General features: G+C 52.0%; 10 protein-coding genes. 2 read left to right on the forward strand and 8 right to left on the reverse strand.

Translation table 11 applies throughout. The annotated features are described in order from the left end of the window. Positions 1 to 112: 112 nt before the first annotated feature. From NH568_RS23315 to NH568_RS24280, 3 genes are all read right to left on the reverse strand, one after another. On the reverse strand, positions 113 to 2,266 hold the full coding sequence (locus tag NH568_RS23315) for an RHS repeat-associated core domain-containing protein (protein ID WP_253111028.1): 2,154 nt from the start codon (positions 2,264 to 2,266) through the stop codon (positions 113 to 115). A gap of 375 nt (positions 2,267 to 2,641) precedes the next feature. Then, positions 2,642 to 2,938: a hypothetical protein gene (locus NH568_RS23320; RefSeq protein ID WP_253111030.1), complete on the reverse strand. Its 297-nt coding sequence runs from the start codon at positions 2,936 to 2,938 to the stop codon at positions 2,642 to 2,644. 100 nt (positions 2,939 to 3,038) lie between these two features. Continuing rightward, positions 3,039 to 5,699: an RHS repeat-associated core domain-containing protein gene (locus NH568_RS24280; protein WP_349288036.1), complete on the reverse strand. Its 2,661-nt coding sequence runs from the start codon at positions 5,697 to 5,699 to the stop codon at positions 3,039 to 3,041. On the opposite strand from NH568_RS24280, the gene NH568_RS23330 reads away from it, so the two are divergent. Continuing rightward, on the forward strand, positions 5,699 to 5,851 hold the full coding sequence (locus NH568_RS23330; RefSeq protein ID WP_253111034.1) for a hypothetical protein: 153 nt from the start codon (positions 5,699 to 5,701) through the stop codon (positions 5,849 to 5,851). The two genes, NH568_RS24280 and NH568_RS23330, sit on opposite strands and share 1 nt — an antisense overlap. Before the next feature lie 444 nt (positions 5,852 to 6,295). Here NH568_RS23330 and NH568_RS23335 read toward each other — a convergent pair whose 3' ends face one another. Genes NH568_RS23335 through NH568_RS23345 form a run of 3 tightly spaced genes read right to left on the reverse strand, consistent with a single transcriptional unit; the run spans position 6,296 to position 19,139 of the window. Beyond that, positions 6,296 to 6,676: a hypothetical protein gene (locus NH568_RS23335; RefSeq protein WP_253111036.1), complete on the reverse strand. Its 381-nt coding sequence runs from the start codon at positions 6,674 to 6,676 to the stop codon at positions 6,296 to 6,298. Then, positions 6,677 to 17,539, reverse strand: coding sequence for an RHS repeat-associated core domain-containing protein (locus tag NH568_RS23340; RefSeq protein WP_253111039.1), 10,863 nt, complete (start codon positions 17,537 to 17,539; stop codon positions 6,677 to 6,679). It abuts the gene before it with no gap. Next, complete coding sequence (locus tag NH568_RS23345; protein ID WP_253111042.1) at positions 17,532 to 19,139, reverse strand: PQQ-like beta-propeller repeat protein; 1,608 nt, start codon at positions 19,137 to 19,139, stop codon at positions 17,532 to 17,534. The genes NH568_RS23340 and NH568_RS23345 overlap by 8 nt, the downstream gene beginning before the upstream one ends. A 276-nt stretch (positions 19,140 to 19,415) precedes the next feature. On the opposite strand from NH568_RS23345, the gene NH568_RS23350 reads away from it, so the two are divergent. Then, positions 19,416 to 20,180: an MBL fold metallo-hydrolase gene (locus NH568_RS23350; protein WP_253111045.1), complete on the forward strand. Its 765-nt coding sequence runs from the start codon at positions 19,416 to 19,418 to the stop codon at positions 20,178 to 20,180. Here NH568_RS23350 and NH568_RS23355 read toward each other — a convergent pair. Together NH568_RS23355 and NH568_RS23360 are read right to left on the reverse strand one after the other, a co-directional pair. Continuing rightward, positions 20,172 to 21,287 (reverse strand): aminotransferase class V-fold PLP-dependent enzyme, encoded by a 1,116-nt coding sequence (locus NH568_RS23355; RefSeq protein ID WP_253111047.1) that lies wholly within the window; start codon positions 21,285 to 21,287, stop codon positions 20,172 to 20,174. The genes NH568_RS23350 and NH568_RS23355 overlap by 9 nt on opposite strands. Further along, positions 21,284 to 22,468: a monodechloroaminopyrrolnitrin synthase PrnB family protein gene (locus tag NH568_RS23360; protein WP_253111049.1), complete on the reverse strand. Its 1,185-nt coding sequence runs from the start codon at positions 22,466 to 22,468 to the stop codon at positions 21,284 to 21,286. Before NH568_RS23360 ends, NH568_RS23355 begins: the two co-directional genes overlap by 4 nt. Positions 22,469 to 22,558: the final 90 nt, after the last annotated feature.

Genomic DNA, 22,558 nt, shown 5'->3' on the forward strand with positions numbered 1-22,558 from the left:
GATAAGGGCTTTGTTGTAATCACGCCAGTTAGTGATACGCTTTTCTTTCAAAGTTCAGTCTCGGTGTTTGCTTTTGAGATCTGATCGCACGAGACCAAATTAGTTCAATGATTTAGGAAACAACGCCTATTTGAATTCGAGTTTTAGTATTGCTACTTTTTTTATCACTTAGAGAAATATCACCGCTTTCTTTTGCACTTAAACCACTACTGCCTCTCCCCCAATCCGCCCTCAGCGCCGCAGCAAAAGCCGCACTATAAGCACCATTGGCAAACTTACCACCGGTTAATTTTGAAACGGTTCCACCGACTATAGCACCAATCACTACCTGGCCTACAGGGTTGCTGATACCTTTACCAATACCTCCCGTTGCCGCACCTAAACCAGCAGCAAAGAAGCCTCTGCTAAAGTTACCACCCTGGAGTTTTGCCGCAACACCACCTATCGCTGCGCTGGCAAGTACATTTCCTACACTGCCACCTCCCGGCATGGCTGCCGAAGATACAGCTGCGATAGCACTCGCTTTCAGGCTACCAGTTACCGCATACGTAGATAATGCATTATATGCTACTAAGCATGCCTGGCAGTACACAGCCAAAACAACTTGCACTGCTATATTTAGAAGCGGCACATCCGCTATTGCTTTAAACAGCTTCTTAAACAAATACCCACTCGGATCCGTATAACTGAGCGGATTATTCAACACATAAGAATAGGCGTTGTAGTTCTGAAGATTCGAAGGCGCCTGCACCACCGGATCCGCCTGCATAAACCGTCCGGTATCTGCATCGTAGATCCGACCATTCATATGAATGATGCGGTTGTCGCCACCCAGCGTGATGGGCTCATGCCCTGTGTAGCTGCGGCTGTTGTTGGGCACCCGGGTGAATATGCCCATGCTTGCTGTGGACCAGTGGGTGTAGCTGGCGTCACTGCTGGGTGGCCTGACTATCTCGCTTTGTTTACCAAACACATCGTAACTAAAGCGCTTGAGGAACTTACCGGCGTTGTCGGTGATCGCCACCACGGAACCCTGATGGTCGGTGAACAGCCATTGCATGCTTGCCTGACCATTGGGGTGGTAGGTTTGCACCGCATCGCCGTTGATGCTGCGGCGTATGTACTTCTGGTTCGCAAACTCACCGCCGTCTGTGCCCTCGTCTACTATCTCCAGTGCACCTACGTAGTAGATGGTTTTGCTGCCCTCGGTACGCTTATAACGGCGGTTATTGGCGTCGTACTCAAAGTCTATCACCTCGCCATTTTGGCTGATTTTGGTGACCTTATTACGGGCGCTGTAGGTCAGTGTACGGCTCTGCGATACTCCATTGAGCAAGACCGTTGCGTCTGTCTGATTACCATTGGCATCGTAGCCGAAGGTCTCGGTCTGCGCGCCTTTAACCCGCTCATAGATGGCATGTAAGGGCTCACCTGCCTTGCCATACTTTTGTGTCCAGCCATCTTTACTGGTGAGGTCACCGTTCGGATCATAGACGTAGCGCTCAACACCATTGACTGTGGTAACGCGATTCAGTTTGTCGTAGCCAAAGGTGGTCGCCGTGTCTTCGGCGTTCAGCGCCCGGCTGGTCAGGTTCCCCATCGCATCAAAGGTGTAGCTGTGCTGCTGGATATAACGATAGGCACTCTCCTGAGAAACCCCCAGCGTGCTCAGCTGGCCGCGACTGTCATAGCCCACCGCCATAGTAAAGTGACCTTTCTGGTAGCTGGTTACCCGCCCGGCCGCATCGTGCGACTCGGCAACATAGTACAGCTGGCCACGGTCGCCTTCTCGTGCTTCCTGCTTTTTATCAACCTGTCCGGCGCTGTAATATAAGCGCTGGCCACGGGCCTCCACAAAGCGACCGCGCTCCCGGGTACGACGATAGTCATCAAACTGCTGGAATACCCGACCATATTCGTCAAAGGTGGTCAGCTGCACCACACATTTAGCGTTATGCACTGACGCCAGTGCGTCTGTTATCCGCACATCTTTGCTGGATGGCTCATAGCTGACTTGATCTTTACAGCTCAGGTCACTCTCCAGGTCGGTGACCGATGCCACCTGACGCCCCAGCCCGTCATACAGGTATGACCGCGACCAGCGGCCACGCACCTCCTGGTCCAGACGCCAGGGTTTGCTGGTGTCGTAATGCCACTCGCTATCCTCCACATTATTAATTTTGAGTGTGGTTTTACGACCCAGCGCGTCGTACTCAAAGCTCAGCTTATCGCCATTGGCATCGGTTTGCGTAAGCAGCTCACCCAATGCATTGTAGGTGTATTGCCAGTGACCCCGATCACTGTCTTTGGTGCTGGTTTTACGACCCGTCAGGTCGTTATAGTCGTTGTCTATCAGGGTGGCGTATTAACGCCGATTTAGAAGCGTCCACCTCATCACCCACCCAAAAATCCAGACCGGATGCCTACGACTTTGGGTGGGTGTCCATGTAACTTCTTCACGCTGTCGCAGATGGCTATCCACTTTCCAGGACGCTTGGATGACTACATCGAGCTTTGAGCTCAGTAGGCTGACACAGAATTATGAACACCCTCCGGGATAACGAAAATTCGCTATCCCGCAGGCCTACTCGGCTTGACATCGCTGGAGCGTCCATATATGCCCTTGTAACTCCATTTACATTTATAGTCCTTTGTAGGCAACCTCCATTTTCAAATCAGTTACTGCGAAGTTTTCATCGAACCTAACAGTTACCAAAGTATATTTTTCAACGCTACTTAGGCCGGTACCTGAAATATCTTTTCCAATAGTAAATACCAACTGAACAGTAAAATCATCATCAACTACTGGCCTGATATCTTCTTTTTTCTCAGAAAAATATTTTACTCCCCTTGCATCTAAGTAAGATTTCACTTCATCAATCGACACACCGACCTTAATAATATCCCTAATGTCTTTAGACCCAATTTCTTCTCTCATAACTTTATCTCCCGGCGATAACGCAAAACATAATGACGCCATTATCACAAGTGATATTAACAACACGTATAATTTTTTGATGAACATAAATGGCACCTAGTTATTTCACTGGAAGAACAGTCTCGCTACCCGGAGTTCTAAAATTGCTTTCAGGCCGAAACCCCAATACTTGCTGTACAGCTCCGAAAGCAAAAGAATTAGAATTAGTCGACAACGGCATATAAGGTATATTTGATTCATTTACAGATACACCGTAAGCAGACAGCGTGTTAACAACATTATCGTAATCGTCAAAATAGCCGACAAGCTGTGTTCCAACGGAAACGCTACGCCCCTCAATAGCGAGTGCCCTGGCCCCCTCGTGTACTGTTAAGTTACCAAATTTACCCTCAGATGAAGAGCCTGTGCTGCTAGCATCAGCACTGACAACTGGCAACCCTCCTGAAGATCCTCCCCCTGCTGATGGCCCTCCCCTTATTGCATAGACTTGACCATCTGGCCCCTCTACAAGCACATAAGCATGCTGAGCAGCACCGCCAGCAACATCACTAAAACCAAGAGAAACTTTTGTTTTACCAGCTATCGAAGGAGTATCCCCCTCTTGTTTTGAATGATGCATCTCATCATTAAACATCCTTGAAAATCCGCCAGTCACAGCACCGTTAGAAAATTTACCTCCAGAGAGTTTAGAAGCTGTACCACCAACAATAGCAGACACAACCACCCGGGCGATACTGAAGCTAGAACCAGCATCAATGGTGTCGATACCCGGTGCAAATGCCTGTGTCACGCCCGCTGCAACGAAGCCATGACCGAAATTACCGCCCTGTAATTCGGCCATTACACCACCGACCAGGCCATGCGCTGCAATTTTCCCAGCATGGAGCATACTGCCAAACTCAACTTTACCAAATGCTGTGCCCACACCATAAAATGCTGCTGCACTGGCAGCGCCCGTGAGTGCTCCTTTGAGGATGTTCCCGCCATTGGCTGCCGCCCCAGCGGCGCCGGATATGGCTCCAGCTGTCGCCGCGCCATACCAGGAAGAAGCAAACCAACTTGCAGTCCCACCCGTAATGTAAATAAGGCCAACACCAACGATAAGGCTAGTGAAAGGTTTTAATTTCTTATTAACCTTTTTCAGTGCACTAAACAAATACCCACTCGGATCTGTATAACTCAGCGGATTATTCAGCACGTATGTATAGGCGTTATAATTCTGCAAATTATTCGGCGCCTGAACAAACGGATCCGCCTGCATAAATCGCCCGGTGTCTGCATCATAGATCCGACCATTCATATGAATGATGCGGTTGTCGCCACCCAGCGTGATGGGCTCATGCCCAGTGTAGCTGCGGCTGTTGTTGGGCACCCGGGTGAATATCCCCATGCTTGCTGTGGACCAGTGGGTGTAGCTGGCGTCACTGCTGGGTGGCCTGACTATCTCGCTTTGTTTACCAAACACATCGTATTTAAAGCGCTTAAGGAACTTACCGGCGTTGTCGGTGATTGCCACCACGGAACCCTGATGGTCGGTGAACAGCCATTGCATGCTTGCCTGACCATTGGGGTGGTAGGTTTGCACCGCATCGCCGTTGATGCTGCGGCGTATGTACTTCTGGTTCGCAAATTCGCCGCCGTCTGTGCCCTCGTCTACTATCTCCAGTGCACCTACGTAGTAGATGGTTTTATTGCCCTCGGTACGCTTATAACGGCGGTTATTGGCGTCATACACAAAGGTGACTGTCTCACCACTCTGGGTGATGGAAGTCACTTTATTACGGGCGCTGTAATCCAGCGTGCGTGTCTGCGACACCCCATTAAGCAAGACCGTTGCATCTGTCTGATTGCCATTGGCATCATAGCCGAAGGTCTCGGTCTGCGCGCCTTTAACCCGCTCATAGATGGCATGTAAGGGCTCGCCTGTCTTGCCATACTCTTGTGTCCAGCCATCTTTGTTTCTGAGATTGCCATTGGCGTCATAGACGTAGCGCTTATCATCACCATTTACTGTGGTAACGCGATTCAGTTTGTCGTAGCCAAAGGTGGTCGCCGTGTCTTCGGCGTTCAGCGCCCGGCTGGTCAGGTTCCCCATCGCATCAAAGGTGTAGCTGTGCTGCTGGATATAACGATAGGCACTCTCCTGAGCAACCCCCAGCGTGCTTAGCTGGCCGCGACTGTCATAGCCCACCGCCATAGTAAAGTGACCTTTCTGGTAGCGGGTCACCCGCCCGGCCGCATCGTGCGACTCGGCAACATAGTACAGCTGGCCACGGTCGCCTTCTCGTGCTTCCTGCTTTTTATCAACCTGTCCGGCGCTGTAATATAAGCGCTGGCCACGGGCCTCCACAAAGCGACCGCGCTCCCGGGTACGACGATAGTCATCAAACTGCTGGAACACCCGACCATATTCGTCAAAGGTGGTCAGCTGCACCACACATTTAGCGTCATGTACTGACGCCAGCGCGTCTGTTATCCGCACATCTTTGCTGGATGGCTCATAGCTGACTTGATCTTTACAGCTCAGATCACTCTCCAGATCGGTGACCGATGCCACCTGACGCCCCAGCCCGTCATACAAGTATGACCGTGACCAGCTACCACGCACCTCCTGGTCCAGACGCCAGGGTTTGCTGGTGTCGTAATGCCACTCGCTGTCCGTCACATTATTAATTTTGAGTGTGGTTTTACGACCAAGCACGTCGTACTCAAAGCGCTGTATATCGCCATTGGCATCGGTTTGCACAAGCAGCTCACCCAATGCATTGTAAGTGTATTGCCAGTGGCCCCATCACGGTCTTTGGTGCTGGTTTTACGACCCGTCAGGTCGTTGTAGTCGTTGTCTATCAGGGTGGCGTATTAACGCCGATTCAGAAGCGTCCACCACATCACCCACCCAAAAATCCAGACTGAAATGCCTACGATTTTGGGTGGGTGTCCTTGTAACTTCTCAGGGTGGCGCATTAACGCCGATTTAGAAGCGTCCACCACATCACCCACCCAAAAGTCCAGACTGAAATGCCTACGATTTTGGGTGGGCATTGAAAGCACGATGAAAAAAGGTCCAGCCCTGTCTGTACAAAACCCGACAAAGGCACGGTCGTTACAGACCGAGTGGGTGTATTAATTTTAGGGTGTGCAGGCTCGGAACTCATTAGGGGCGCTGGATAACCAGTCAAGCCCGGATATATGTCAGAGCAACACATTTATAGCGGACTGGACCAAACATCAGGCGCGGCAACACGGGTAGCATAACGAACGGGATAACGAAAATTCGCTACCCCGCAGGCCTACTCGGCTTGACATTGCTGGAGCGTCCATATATGTCCTTGTAACTCCATGGAGCGCTTGATTAGATTACTCAAAAGTAATGATTACCGCTGCCGAATAACTGGTTCCAACCCTTGCCTTTTGAAACTTGTACTTCTTCAAGATTTCCTTGCTCAACTTGGTAAACACTCTTCGAGGGCATTCACTCACAATAACCAAATTTTCCGACCAACCTTTGTCGTTTACATCAAAAGTAAGTAGCACTCCACCATAGGAATCTTTGTGCATATAAAACTCTACTTCTGGTGAGGGCTCTACATAAATAACCTTGCGCTTTGTGCTCGCCACAAGCTCTTCTAAGCCAGCGATAGCCTCTTTATGGTTCGTCGAGCACTGAAAGTCACCTCCATTGTTGGCGCTGCACCCAAAGGTTAGCAAGCAAAATGCAAATAAAGTTAAAATCTTCATCTAACGCTTCTCCCTAAAATTCAATACGTCATTTTCCACTGCATATGTTCTCTTAATCGGCATATTGTATTTTGCGCGGTACGCATTTTCGAACAGTGCCGAAGCTCTCGGTTCGTCGATGCTGCGTTTATACGTATTACTTCGAATTCCTATCGCTGCCAACCCACTTTTAGTATGACCAAACTCATGAGCTATCAAACTACCCAAGGTAGCGCTTTGCACCTCATCCCCCGGCCTTTTGGTGTAAGGTGCTGCTTTCCATGCAGATATGTTGCGAGTGTAATGTATTTCGTTAGGGTTGCCATTAAACCCAACCCTCCAAGCAACCTGCATATCAGGGTCGGTAGCTGTTGTTACTTCTGTAAAGGTTGCTGTCGCCCCATCTTCAATGAACTGTTGGTAAACCTTATTACCAATATCAGTTGCACCGAACTTAACTAATGCATCTCTTAGCTCATCAGGCAAATCAGTTGCTACAAGTAATGGTTCAGATGAACCGTCAGGATTAACCTTTTCAGTAAAGTGATTCACATGTTTCGAAATAAAGCTTTCAGTTACACTGGTACCCCAATCCGCCCTCAGTGCCGTAGCAAAAGCGGCACTGAACGCACCATTTGCAAACTTTCCACCAGTAATCGCGGATACAGTTCCACCCACAATGGCGGAGCCGATGATACGATTCACTGGGCCCTTACCAAACATACCACTAGTGGCAGAGCCCACGCCAGCGCTGATAAACCCGTGACCGAATTTACCCCCCTGAATTACGGACATTGCACCGCCTGCCAGACCACTGGCTACAAAGCCTTCTATACCAGTGAGTCCGGCACCGCCGACCATACCCAGAATGGCGCCACTCACTGCACCAGTCAATGCCCCCTCTATCGAGCCTGTGGATATGGCCCCACTCACTGCCCCTGCTGCCATACTGCCTAACACCACTTGGCTCGCCGCAGCTTTTGCCATTGCCCCAAATGTCCAGGCATTGGTAACCAGACCAAACGCAACATACGCGCCGCCAATTGCCACTATCGTCCGCCAATTCTTCTTAGCAAACTTATTAACGCTTTTCAGTGCACTAAACAAATACCCACTCGGATCCGTATAACTCAGCGGATTATTCAGCACGTATGTATAGGCGTTATAATTCTGCAAATTACTCGGCGCCTGAACAAACGGATCCGCCTGCATAAATCGGCCGGTATCTGCATCGTAGATCCGACCATTCATATGAATGATACGGTTGTCGCCACCCAGCGTGATGGGCTCATGCCCGGTGTAGCTGCGGCTGTTGTTAGGCACCCGGGTGAATATTCCCATGCTTGCTGTGGACCAGTGGGTGTAGCTGGCGTCACTGCTGGGTGGCCTGACTATCTCGCTTTGTTTACCAAACACATCGTATTTAAAGCGCTTAAGGAACTTACCGGCGTTGTCGGTGATCGCCACCACGGAACCCTGATGGTCGGTGAACAGCCATTGCATGCTTGCCTGACCATTGGGGTGGTAGGTTTGCACCGCATCGCCGTTGATGCTGCGGCGTATGTACTTCTGGTTCGCAAATTCGCCGCCGTCTGTGCCCTCGTCCACTATCTCCAGTGCACCTACGTAGTAGATGGTTTTATTGCCCTCGGTGCGCTTATAACGGCGGTTATTGGCGTCGTACTCAAAGTCTATCACCTCGCCATTTTGGCTGATTTGGATGACCTTGTTACGGGCGCTGTAGGCCAGTGAACGGGTCTGCGACACCCCATTAAGCAAGACCGTTGCATCTGTCTGATTACCATTGGCATCGTAGCCGAAGGTCTCGGTCTGCGCGCCTTTAACCCGCTCATAGATGGCATGTAAGGGCTCACCTGCCTTGCCATACTTTTGCGTCCAGCCATCTTTACTGGTGAGGTCACCGTTCGGGTCATAGACGTAGCGCTTATCATCACCATTGACTGTGGTGATGCGGTTCAGCTTATCGTAGCCAAAGGTGGTCGCCGTGTCTTCGGCGTTCAGCGCCCGGCTGGTCAGGTTCCCCATCGCATCAAAGGTGTAGCTGTGCTGCTGGATATAACGATAGGCACTCTCCTGAGCAACCCCCAGCGTGCTCAGCTGGCCGCGGCTGTCATAGCCCACCGCCATAGTAAAGTGACCTTTCTGGTAGCCGGTTACCCGCCCGGCCGCATCGTGCGACTCGGCAACATAGTACAGCTGGCCACGGTCGCCTTCTCGTGCTTCCTGCTTTTTATCAACCTGTCCGGCGCTGTAATATAAGCGCTGGCCACGGGCCTCCACAAAGCGACCGCGCTCCCGGGTACGACGATAGTCATCAAACTGCTGGAACACCCGACCATATTCGTCAAAGGTGGTCAGCTGCACCACACATTTAGCGTTATGCACTGACGCCAGCGCGTCTGTTATCCGCACATCTTTGCTGGATGGCTCATAGCTGACTTGATCTTTACAGCTCAGATCACTCTCCAGGTCGGTGACCGATGCCACCTGACGCCCCAGCCCGTCATACAAGTATGACCGCGACCAGCTACCCCGCACCTCCTGGTCCAGACGCCAGGGTTGGCTGGTGTCGTAATGCCACTGACTGTCCACCACATTATTAATTTTGAGTGTGGTTTTACGACCAAGCGCGTCGTACTCAAAGCGCTGTATATCGCCATTGGCATCGGTTTGCGTAAGCAGCTCACCCAACGCATTATAAGTGTATTGCCAGTGGCCCCGGTCAAGATCTTTGGTGCTGGTTTTACGACCCGTCAGGTCGTTGTAGTCGTTGTCTATCAGGGTGGCGCCGCCATCCGCTGACGACGACACGGTATCCAGCAGGCCCAGCGTGGTGTAGGTATAAGTCAGCATCTTGCCGAGAGAGTCGGTCACAGTGTGCTTTTCACCATGCTGATTGTGCGTTACCACCGTCTTCTGTTCGCCGCCCGGAATATCGCCACTGATGGTGGTGGTCGTGGTGCGGTTATCCACGCTCAGCGTGGTGATCAGGCCAGACTGCTCATCAGTAACCTGAGTGACCCTGTCCAGAACATCGTACTGAGTCGACGTGGGTGCCTGGCCTGCCGGGGTCACCACAATGGCGCGACCATGCTTGTCATAATGGCTGACATCACGCAGCCACATTCCCTTGGATGTCAGCCGCTCTTTGCCCAGGGTACGGCCCAGGCGATCAAAGAAACTGCGTGCCACCAGCTCGGTATTAACATAGCTTTCGCTGGCAAAGGCGCAGTATGCGGGTGCCCCTGCCGGGCAGTCTGTCATCAGGGTACGCTGCTGTGCCCCGCTTGGCGAGTAGCTGCCAATTTCACCGCCGAATGCATCATACTCAGTAGACTGCACCACGCCATCGGCATTTTTAGCCTGAGTTACCTGACCATATTTGTTGCGCGACTCCACCAGCAGCGTAGTAAACAGCCCATTGTGTTGCTTGGTTACATAGCGTCCTTCGCCGTCATAGGTGGTGGAGCTGGTTCGGCTGATTTTCTCTCCAGCCTCGTTACAGCCAGGTTTACTTTCTACCAGTCTGCCAACGACATTGCCGTATTTATCGTGGTGATGGGTGGTTTTCAGATAGGCGTCGCAGGTGCCGTTCGGCTCCACCGTTTCGGTCTCGAGCAGACCATCCAGCTCACCACTTTGTATGTAGGTGAACGCGCTGCTGCGTGTCACCGTTTTTCCATCACGCTCATGCGTAACGGTTGCACTTTGCAAACGACCCAGTTGCTGCTCAGCCTCCGAGCCAAAGTTGTTCACTGTGGTCACCGTTGAGATGGCACCACTGGGCGCTGCGGCTCGTAAAAAGTCTTCCGCCGCGCCGTCGATACTATACTGGCTGACTTGCAGGTTGGTCACATTACCATCGCTGTCCTGCGTGGTTTGTGTCTGGCTACAGTCATACCCGGCGATAGAGTAATCGCTGTCAACACGCGCGCTACAGGTGCGGCTGTCCTGATTGTAAATCTGATAAATACGCTTGGGTTCAACCTGTTCAGGAGATACCTGATAGCTATCAACGGCATCGCTCAGGATGTGGGCATAGCCATTCTCATAGAGGATTTTGGTGGTGCGTTTTGGCATCCCTGTGAGCGGGAAGGCCTGCTCGTACTCAGTCCGGGTCGCTATCTGATGACCGTCTTTTTCGGTCACAGTCGTCAGGGCAGCAAAGCCCAGCCAGCCGCGGCCGCCAAACTGTACCCGCGCACCTTCATATTCATAGGTAACGACCAGCGATGTGTCGCCGGTTTGCGTATCCAGTGTGCTGGTTTCAACCTCTCGGACCAGCATTGACCCGCCACCCAAATCAGTGACCTTCAGCCCGCTGTCTTGCTGCAATTGTGCGGTTACTGCGCGATCACCCTGGGTGTACACGCTGGCATCCGACATCGCACCGTAACGAATGGTGGTTTGATTGCCCAGGCCCTGAGTAATGGTACGCAGGCGTCCGGCAGCAGGCTGCCGATAGGTTCTGCCATGGGAAATTAACTTATGGGCATTTTGAACCACCAGCTCAGGTGTCGTATCGCCGTCCAGATCCGCGAAAAACACCGTACTGCTGTATGTCGGTTCCATTTTTAGCCTGTAGGCTACACTGGTCGGTGTGACCAGATCTCGCGTTGCGGGATCGAACTCATAACGGTATAAGCCATATTCCGGCACACCCGTGGTCGCTTTACCCGTCACATACAGTTCAGGGCGGCCATCGCCATCCAGATCAGCCTGCAGTGGTGGCACCTTGGTAATTTTCTTGTCTATGGTGACATTGTTAGGGGCTGTCAGCGTCTTGATCCCACCCCTATCAAACCTAAGCCCCTCACCCAGTGACGGGCGTACCAGGGCAACTTCCCAGTCGTCATCCTTATTTTGATACATCACATCCAGCGTACCATCACCGTTGATATCCAGAGGCATCAAACTACTGTGGATCACCGATTGAGTAGCGTACTTTCCAACGTCAAATGTATACTCGTTTTTGGTTGCATCATAGCGGCTGTAAAAGATTTTAATAGCGTCAAACTTATCAGGTTCACTGCAGCCCTCTGCTGAACATTTAGACATCACCAGATCGGCCTTGCCGTCATAATCCATATCAATAAAGTAAAACGGGGCATCGCGCTCCGGATTGCGATTGATATTCTGCTGATAGCCGGTCTCAATATCTTCATTTAATGTCAAACGAAGGTCTTGATGGGCCGTGTTGTCGGTAAATATCAAATCCGGCAGTCCATTGCTATTGACGTCCCCAATACGAAGCTGATTGAAATTAACACTACCCGACAACGAATTTTCATACCATTGAGCGCCATCATAAGTAAAGTAGCCCCACTCACTGCTAGCGCTACCACGAGCTTCTGTTGTCTGGATCATTAGCCCCTGAGTGCCATCTCCCTCCCGATCAAATGGCATCATCTTGACGCTATCCACGCGCGTATTGGTCTCTATCATTTGGCAAGACTGGGTGCCATCACGCTCAATCAGGCACAAGTCATGCTGGTTTGGATGTTCCAGCTGGATCAGTGTGGCCAGCTCCGGCTCGCCATTGCCATCGGTATCCAGCACTGTGGTGGCAACAATTTTCTGATTTGTGGTGGCATGTATCAGAGTCTGAGCGGCATTCATATCCGGATAGGTTTTGGTGTCCTCATACTCAAACCTGATGGGCTGTTTGCACAGGGCATAGCCGCTCGATACTGGCCGGTCACACTGGCTGACCCGCTTTAGCTGACGCACCCCGTTGGCGCCGTTTTCAAACTCCAGATCATAGTAGTGCAGCGGCGTTGCACCCTGAGAAACCTGGATCCCTGTCAACTGGGCCTGTGCCTGCATTGGCAATGAATCCACCTCAAGACTGTACGCCAGGTTGCGGACCGGGCCAGCCTGATAGTCAAAGGTTACAGTGTATTTGCTGTAAGATATCGTCGATAACACGGTTTCCAGTGGGCCCAACGCGTTATCCTTCTTACCGTCATCACGACCGTGGCGATAATGATATTTAATAACATTATCAGCGGGCTCAGAGGTACTGCTGTTTGCTGCAACACTGTCCATGCTCTGGCGTAGTAACCAGCTGGTTGGGTATTGCTCATCACCGGCTAAACTGTTTTTTGTGCCGCCATAAATGCGCTTACTACCGTCTTTGCCGTACACCACAAACTGTACTTTATAGGCTTCTTCACCGGCTTCCACCATAATACGCTGCTGAGAGTCGATCTCGGTACGATACTCGGCCCCGGCCTCACCGTGCCTCTCACCCTTTACCAGTATCAGTCGCCGACCATCCAGACAGTAGCGGTCTTCATCGTCCGACGCGCCAACAGAAACCGCTTTCGCAGCCCCATCCTGTGACAGTGTCTGACGACAGCGGGTAATGGCAGAGCCTGCCGACAACTGCCAGCCCTGTGCCACCATAGACTCAGGTTGCTGGCTGTTATAGCTAAGACTAACCTCAGGGGTGACACCTGCAATCCCCTGTGGCACAGCAATAGGAATACTATAAGTGGCCGCACCCTGTTCACTTACCCGGAAGCTCCCTGTTGTAAAACTGTATTTATGATGGGTCTGCAGGGCACTCTGGCTCACAGGTTTAAAAGTTTCGGGCTTCACTGGTGCTGCATGGGGTGTTATCTGGCCTTCGGCCAGGCTATCCAGCACAGTCACACTTTGCTGTACCGAACCGGTGGAGCAGTACTCAGTCGTAATATGAGGTGTCGAGGGGTTCAGCGCCACATCAATACAGGCCTGAGCATAGAAGCTGTGTCTGCCATTGGGATAGATCAGTACCCCTTCGGCCTTGCGGTTGGCGGCCGGATAGGTCGTAGGGAGCGTATTACTTGCCACGTCCACCAGTTTAAATCTTGCCAGATCACGGGAGTAGCTAAATCCAGCCTTAATACGGCCTTCGCCCGTCAGCGTCAGGGTGAGATCCGGTGCATCTAACAGCCCGTCACGGGGGTCAAGTTTATTGGTGCCCAGCGCAGTTTCTGCCACATCACTGATGTTGTCGCCGTCGGAATCCAGCTGCTCGTTACATACCGCCTGAAGATGACACTCGCCGTAATAATAATACAGTGTGCTGGCCACAGCGGGGTTGTATGTTGTTGTAAACCCGGATGACCACTGTACGTCAAGCAGGAACTGCGCACGGGTCAGATCGGTATTCAGACGATTAATCCAGTGTGCCCTGTCATAGCCTGCCAGACCATTGGCTGGCACATGGTACATCAGCTCAACCAGGCGATCGTAAAACTGCTGGGCACTCAGAGACAAGGCAAACCGGCGTCTGCCTTCCTCAGAGGTCAGCATGGCATTTGCCACTTCAAACAGAGTGACATTATGATGCTCTACCGCATAGGTCAGGAAGGATAATTCATAGCGGGTCAGATCCCGGCCCAGCACCAGATACCCCAGGCGCAGCAGATGATAGGCCGAGCTGAAATCATTGTCCGGCGTCCAGCCAGAAGGAAAATCGCGATTCAGGGCACTGAGCAGTGATGAACTGTTCATATCACCCCATTGCAGAGGTTGCAGGCCGGCTGCGTCTCGCTCCAGCTTGTGTACCTGTCCATCCTTAGTGACTGCCCAGATCTGATTACCAACCACAAACGGCTTCTGGCTTACAGTAGCACCTAACTTGTACAGATACTCTATGGCACCGGTTTTGGCATTCAGCACATACAGTGCGCCATCGGCCGACCCATAAAATAACTGCGCACTGAGCTGATCGTCACCCACCACCAGGCCTTCGGCCTCAATCGGCCCGCGGGTGGATGTTTTCCACAATCGGGTGCCAATCTGGCTCCAGGCATAGATATGGTGATCCTGCGAACCGGCAAAGATCACATCGCTGCCACTGCCAGAGAGGGTGACAACCGGACGAGAGCTGAGCGTACCGCCGGTGTTGCGATACCACAGGGTACGCTGGTCCTTCTCGGCATAAATTGCATTCCCCTTGCCCAGATACTGCTGGCCATTAAACCCTACCGCAGGCGTATAGTTAAGCGGGTCTTCTACCTGCCCGGAGGTGCTGTCGGCATTATAGGTCGCGTAACTGGCACCACGGAGGGCATTTTTTACGCCCACCACAAAGCCACCATTGGAGTACGCCGTATCTATCGACTCGGGCACCTTAATCTTGAGCTGTTGACTGTTGGTATAGGTGATGTCGGCGGCACTCAGCTGATGGCTGATCCCAGTGGTATTTTGTTGCACCGAGACAATATTGCCCGTTGAGGCAAACGCCGCGCCAGAAACGATATACTCCCGCGCATTACTGCCTTTGGCTACCCCAACGATTTTTGCATTGGTGTGCTGAACCGTCTGTGTGCTTGATGCACTCTGTGCGCCGTTGCTGTTATAGGCCGTGACCCGATACTGCACAACTTGATCGGCCGTGGGGGATGTCACCCGATAAGTGGCTTCCGGGCTATGCTCATTAAACCGGCTGACCGGGATCTTACTGGCCAGCGTATGCCAGTAACCATCACCAATTTTGCGTTCCAGCTTAAAATACCACTGCAAATTACCCTGTTCGGCATAGGCCAGTTCAGAGTCAATCTCTAGGGTGTAAGGTCCAAAGAAGTGCCCGGCATTACTGAAGTAAGCCCGTGGCGGGGCTGTCCCCTCGTTGCGGATCCGGGTCTGATCACACTCTGCGGTGCTGTATCTGAGTTCACCGCTGTGGTCGGTATTGGTGGCCACCGCGCAATAAAAGGCATACTTGTTGTGATCAAGAACTGATTTGGTGATGCTTGTTTTCAGCACTAAGTTGTTTGCCGACAGGGTTGCAATGCGCTCCCATTCACTGAACTGAGCAGGCGGCGTACCTGGTGCGTCCATCACATATTCATACACGTCGTAACCCGTTGCATGATCGCCACTTTGGCCGCCGTTGCGTGTCAGAGTAATGTCGATCAACCCAGGCTTCTTTGCCCCATCATGCGCCAGCTCAAGCTGCGGGTTGATGGGCACCAGCGCGTTAAGCGAATACGCATAGGTTGCCGTGCTGTCGACAAAATGCTCGCCCTGCTCATCGCACTGGCTGCCAGTGCGAAGATATGCCCTGACTTTCACCTTCAGAGACTTAGGCAGTGACAATCCGGGGGTCCATTTAATGGTGGCAGACAAAGTGGCCGGTGTGTCTTCCAGCAGAGGTAAAGATTGATCTATCTTCTTGCTGGCGATCAGGGCCCCGTTGCTTGCCGTATTTGGCTCAACCAATGCGATTCGACATACATGGCTGTGCTCAGAGCTGAGCGCGCCAATCTCGATTTGTTCACTGTATTCAACGTCACGCGAACGCTGTGTGTTACTGCTGTTGTAGTTTAGGGTAATTCCTGCACTGTTTTGTACGGTAAAAGGCACAGCCGACAGCGCCTGCGCTTCTGGCCTGTCCGTATCGTCGGCCACAATCATCACCAAGGCATACCGGCCTGGTGCCGCATTGGCATTAAAGGACGCAGTATAAACATCACTGCTCACCGTGAGGCTGTCTGCACTGATTGGGGTTGCGCCCTGGCAACTGGTCACCCCAACGCCTTCTCCTGGCACCAGGCACAAAGAGAGTCTGTGTAAGTCGACCGGCTTGCCATCATCCATGGCCTCCAGCTGTACCGACATCGGCGCATTCGGCAATACCACATCGTCGCTTAATTCAATGCCTGTCAGGTTGGGCCGGGTGGCCATATTGAGTGTGACAGCGTTGGATATGCCGTCACCTGACCTGGCAATCAAGGTTGTGGTAGCCGAGAGCGGATACTGTCTGAAACAGGCCGTCTTGTTACGATTAACCACTGAATTACCTGACTTGAAACAGGTAAGCACTCTTGATTGGTTGTCGTTTAGCGTAAGCGTACCTGCACCGTCCAGCGCATAAGTACGGCTGCTGTTACCGACCTGTGCATTGAGCGTAGCAGCACTGGGCCAGTTAGGTTCTGTGGTGTCACCATCCTCAATCTCAGCGACCACAATCACATCTTGGTCATCAAACAGTGTGTCACCATCAGCAAGCGGTTGACCCTGCTGAGTGTACACAGCAAGCGACACGGTTGATGTGGTGTTTGGCTCTACAATTTTTGGCAGGGCATATTCAGCACGTCCTGTTGTGCCAAAATAGTCTGTGGCAATGGCCACAAACCTCTGCTCTTCGTTGTACTGCAGCGGATAGATTACTGAAGCCGAGATGTCTTTGCCCTGACAAGCATTATCTGGGCTGCTGGTACATGAATAGAGGGCTGAGCCATCGCATCCACCAGCGCTATTTGCTTTGCAGATTTTTAAGGCGTTTAACTCGGCTCCACTCGCTGTCACCTTTAGTGCCAGCGTGAGTTCGTTAACCTCAGCAGCAAAAGCCAGTTTGATGGGCGTTTTTTCTACCACACTGATTTTATTAGTACAGAATACTTTCTGTACATGGACGCCATCTAATGCATCGGGATCATGACTGCGAAAAAAGTACTTGGCCGTCAGGGTATATTCGCCGGCTTCTGACACACGCACTAAATAGTCATACGCATTGTGCACCCCGCCACTGCCAGGACTGTCTCCCTCAATCAGTGTGTGGGTGGTGCCTTTGGTCTCATTTTTGAGGGTCAGGTGTACATAGTTAGCAAGCATGTTCACTGTTTGACTGGGCGTCACCATGTGTGCATGCACCGTGATGGGGGCATTGTGATTATCCATCTGCTCCCGATAGTGCTCTCTTGAGCAGTATCTGCGTTTGTTGGCAAGCTCTGTACTGTTAAGAGGCGCTGAACGCGTGAGCAAGGCCGACTCAGACAGCGTCACCCCGGCGCCTGTCGCAGGTGTGGTTGCTTCAGCAGCCCCGCTTAACAACAGGCACCCTAATAATGCAATCCATTTATTCATTGCCAACTCCTGTGTCGTGTACCCACTCTACGGTGATCATATTTTCGTTATAGGCTGCGTTTTGTATATCACGCGCCAGTTGCTGCTCGGTCGGCAGACGCATAGGCACAGAAAACAGGTCAATGGGATTGCCAGGCCCTATTGGACCGCCGGGATCTATAGGTAATATCGGACCACCCGGGTCGATGGGTCCGCCCGGCGTTGTATCGTCAATAGCACCCGGATCATCAATTGAAATGGCGGCCACACTGCGCTGGCCGTTGCTTGATTTTACAAATGGCAGGTAAAGAGTACGTGCCTGTGCGTCTACCGATGGGGTCACAATCGAGGCACTGTCACGCATTTGTTCTGGCAGGTAAGCACTTTGATACAGCTTACTCAGGGCTTTGTCGTATTCCATGATCAGCCCTTTGTTGTCGATAAAGACAATGCCGTAATCGTTCAGCGGGGCCGGTGGTAAAGCTGTCATTGTGCCAACACCAAACGGTCCGTCTATGGGTTGCGCCACGGAACTGGTTCTGCGTACAACAGCGGCCCCGGCAATCACGCCGTCACTGGTTGTTTTGCACCAGGCAGAGGTAGAGTAGTAAACAGAAACCCGGCACACTTCACCGCTGCCGTCGAGCTTACTGACCCCAAAATACAGGCTACTGTTAAACACCAGCGGCCGATTAAGCACTTTTCCGCTGAGCTGCTGTGTCCAGACCACTTTGGCCTGTGCAGGTCGGTGGTCAATCTTATGCAGCGCATTGTGTTTATCCACCAGGAACAAATATTTGTCATCCGCCGCAACCACAGTGCGCGGCACCGGATCCAGACCCAGGGCTTGCAGCCGCACAGAGTAGGCACCATGGTGAATTGTGTCGGGATCGTCAACCGGCTGATAGACAAGTTGCACCTGCTTTTCAATCACGCGGCGATTATGACCCTCGGCTCGCAGCGTAAACAGCGCGCTTTGTTCGAGCTTAACCGCTTCGCTGCCCTTGCTCGGCAAGCCCGTTCGATATGAGCGGCCATTTTTGAGCAAAGTCACACTGTAGGCACCGGCAACTTCCCAGCTGAGCTGAGCCTGCTCCCAGGGCAGTACGGTGAGTTTGTCGGTCTGAAAGGTTCCTATACCCAGATGGTATTGCTGTGCGTCGTATAACTCGGCAACAAAGCCTGCGCCGCAGTCCAGCTGATTACAGGGCATAATCAGGTAACGGGCATCTGCAAACGGGGCGTCCAGGGTATAACTTGTGCTGTAGCTTTTGTAGCGCCGTATAATTGCGGCACCAGAACCGGAGAAACTTGCACTGGCAGCGGCCACCTGAGTGAACGCTTGCGTGTCGTTACCCATGATACCGTCACGTATCGCGCTGTTGTGGCGTGCCTGATACACCTCATAGCCCTCATAGGCCTCAATGTAGTAATACGTTGCGCCTGAAACCGCCGGCCAGCTTAGCTGATCGCGGCTGCCTTTGAGGTGTATGCCGCGGGCGTGTCGGGGTAATTGAGGTCCGTACTCATTAAAATTTGCCCCAGACGTTTGCTGCGCATTGCCCTGGGGAAGATAGCCTGCCACCATTAACAACGCCACGCACAAATAAAACCAATTCAAAACAACATCCTAATATGTGTTAAATTATTTGGGCGCGAATGTATCAGCTTAAGGCACGCGATAAAACCTAAAGCAGAAACAAACGAACAAAAAACAAACTAATCTGGGTGGTTTATGATTATATTCATGAGAAAAAGGGGATAACTTTGCAACAACGTTAAAAAACGGGCATGAACCTGGCCTCAGACTCCAGCCTGATTAACAGACAATTTCGTTTTGCCTATCTGGTCAGATGTGTTACCAATAAGAGATGTGTCAGTGCGAATTGATTCCGTCATGAAAATTCATACACTCGAAGGCTATATTCAGAATATCTATCTGGTGGCTTACCCGGATAAGCTATTGCTGCTGGATGGCTGCAGTCGCGCAGATGTTGCGATGATCTGCCAGTTTATTACCAATGAACTACACCGCCCACTCCACCAGCTGAAATTAATTGTAGTAACCCATATGCACCCTGACCATGCCGGAGGAGCACACTATTTGCGTAACTTAACCGGTGCGCAGATAGCCACCGCCAATTGCCCGGGCCAGTGGTATCGGGGCCTGGATGGTATGCTGATGCATTTATCGGACATTGCACTGGCGTTATGGGTGGCCGGGCGCAAACGTAAAGCACGAAAAAACCTCTGGTATGCGCGCACCCTGAAACCCGATGTGTATCTGCCCGATGGCACCGAACTGCCAGGCTTTGAAGATTGGCAGGTATTGCACACTCCCGGCCACACAGACAGAGACATCAGCCTTTATCATGCACACCGCAGTACAGTGTATATCGCGGATGTAATGGTGCAGGTACGCGGCAAACTCATCCCGCCTTATCCGGTGTTTTATCCAAGACTGTATCGCTCAACGCTGCTAAAACTGCAACAGCTGGCTCCCGCCACTGTGATGCTGGCGCACCACAGTGAGCTTGCGTTTGCAGACATTGATTTTGCGCAGCTGCTACAACTGGCGCCTACGCAGCCCGTTACCCACTGGCGTTCGGTAAAAACCAAAACCAAACGGGCACTCGGGCTGGGTAAACGTCACTCAGGCTGATACGGCACGGGTAAAGATTGTAATGAAGGCGTCGATGTCCTGCTCAGTGTTATAGATATGCGGTGAAACCCGGATCCCCAGCTTACGCGCATCGACCGCTATATTTGCTTCTCTTAAGGCGGATAATACCGAGTCCTGCGCCTCACCGGCGTTGAGAATAGCCGTGCCGGAGCAGCGCTTTGCATCGGTCGGTGCGATATACCAGGGAGCCAGCTGCGCCTGTAAACGCGCCAGCAAGGTCAGGTTATGCGCCCTCACCTGTGCCACCCCCAGATCAGCAAAGTAATGAATGCTGTGAGCGGCAAATATATAGGCGGCCACAGACGGTGTGCCGCCCCAGAAACGCAGCGCACTATCATGGGGCGCAAAATGATGAATATCAAACTCCATCGGGTTCTGATGAGAAAACCAGCCAACGTCTTTGGGCTGACAGTGTGCCAAAATATCGGGGTTGACCCAGATAAACCCGGCACCGGGCCCGCCACACAGCCATTTTACGCAGGAACCCAGCACACAGTCCGCCGCACTGTCGGACAAATCTATGGGGATCACACCCGCGGCCTGCGCAATATCAACGATCACCCGACAGCCCTGTGCTTTAGCCAGTGTCGTGATGGCTGCAACAGGTGCCTGCTGACCAGTGTTAGAGTACACCTGGCTGACGAACACCCAGTCAATCTCGCTGTGTAAATGCTGCTGCCAGACACTCAGATCGGACATATCCAGATCAGCGGGGATAAAGTGGATTTCAACATCCGCAACGGCCTGCTGAAGTACAAACCCCATGCTGGGGAAGTCACTCTCACTCATCAGCACACGTACTGTCTGGCGGCCCGTTTCTGGCAGGCTCATCACAAACTTAGTTAACCCACTGGAGAGGTTGCTTTGCGGGCAAAAATAATCTGCCGGGCTGTTGAACAGCCTGGCCAGCGCCGAGGTAAACTGCTGAATGCCATCAAGCCACTGATACCAGGGCTCATGGTTGTCGCCCGCCCAGGGGTGAAAGTAGCGCTGCATAAAGTCCTGCTCGGCCGTCGCCAGAGGTCGGCCTACGGAGTGGCTGAGCAAATAGTGACCCTGAGGTAAGGAGAAGTCTGCCTGTTTCATTGTGTGCCCTTCGCGATACTGCGGCGCAGTGTGTTTAAATCATCAAAGCGGGTAAATACGTCTTCGCGTTTTGCTGCTGCCCGCTTATCTCGTAGCAATGCCAGCTGGTTCAGAAGCACAGGCAGCGGCGGTCCGCTGGCTGTCACTTTATCCAGATGCTGGGTATTCATATCACCCGACGGCTGGGCAATGTACTTTTCTACCAGCTGATTGTGATGCTGAATAGCAGTATCGCCGTGCAGCTTACATACCTGCACAAACGCACTCACTGCTTCCTGGTACCAGCTACTGCTGTGGTGCTGTTCAGCCGCCGCGACAAAGGCATCCATCAAATTGGGTAAACGCATGCATTCGCGCAGTGTAGCCTGATCCTCGGGCATCATATACAGGAACTTGTCCACCAGCATCTGAGCGTAGTTCACGTCATTGGCCTGACACAAGCCCAGCATCATGTCGATCACATTGATCCCGGCAAAATCTCCGGCGTTGGCACCACGGTAGACTTCTTTGCCCACCCGGTAAGGTTTGTAATAGGGGCGGACAACATAAAAGAAAGCATCGGTATCCAGCTGTTCAAACAAGCACTGGTTAGAACGGATCACATCTAACAAAGCATCTTTGACCTGTGTCAGCAGCACCGGTGTCATGGGATGTGAAATGCCCAGTGGCTGGATTTTTAATAAGCACTCTGCGGCACGCTTGTAGGCCAAAATAGCCCGGGTGTTGTAATCGATAAACAGCTGCTCGGCCGGATGACTGGTAAAGCGTTTGTACACACCGTTAACTGCGCGATTGTGTGTGGTCAGATGCGCCGTTGCAAAGCGCGGTGTGACACCGATGGATGCACCAATGTGCATCGCAAGTGCCGATGCCTCTTTAAGCGGTGAGTACTGTTCCCGGCTAGGCTCTGTGAGTTCATGCCGACGACAGGCTGCCATATACAGGCCTACGTTGCCCAGCAGATCGAACGCATTGTCAAAGCCTTCGTCGGTATTGCCTTCAGCCAGCAATGCCTGGATATGCTGTTGCCCTTCGTTGAGTAGTTGTTGTTTTATTTCGTCTTCTACTCCCTCAACATTGGCCTTGTCCTGTTGCTGCCAGTACGCGGCCTCCAGCTTGTCGTTAAGCGTAACAAAATCACTGCGGATCCAGTGATCAAATGCATGTGTTAGTGTGGTCATCTGTAGCTCCCCAAATTATGAGTCTCAGGCTACCAAACCTTATGCGCTAAAAGTTGCTAAAATTCATGTGAACGCTAGACTAGATTGGCG

Origin of the sequence: Pseudoalteromonas sp. XMcav2-N, assembly GCF_024124545.1 — a bacterium.
Classification (GTDB): Bacteria; Pseudomonadota; Gammaproteobacteria; order Enterobacterales; family Alteromonadaceae; genus Pseudoalteromonas.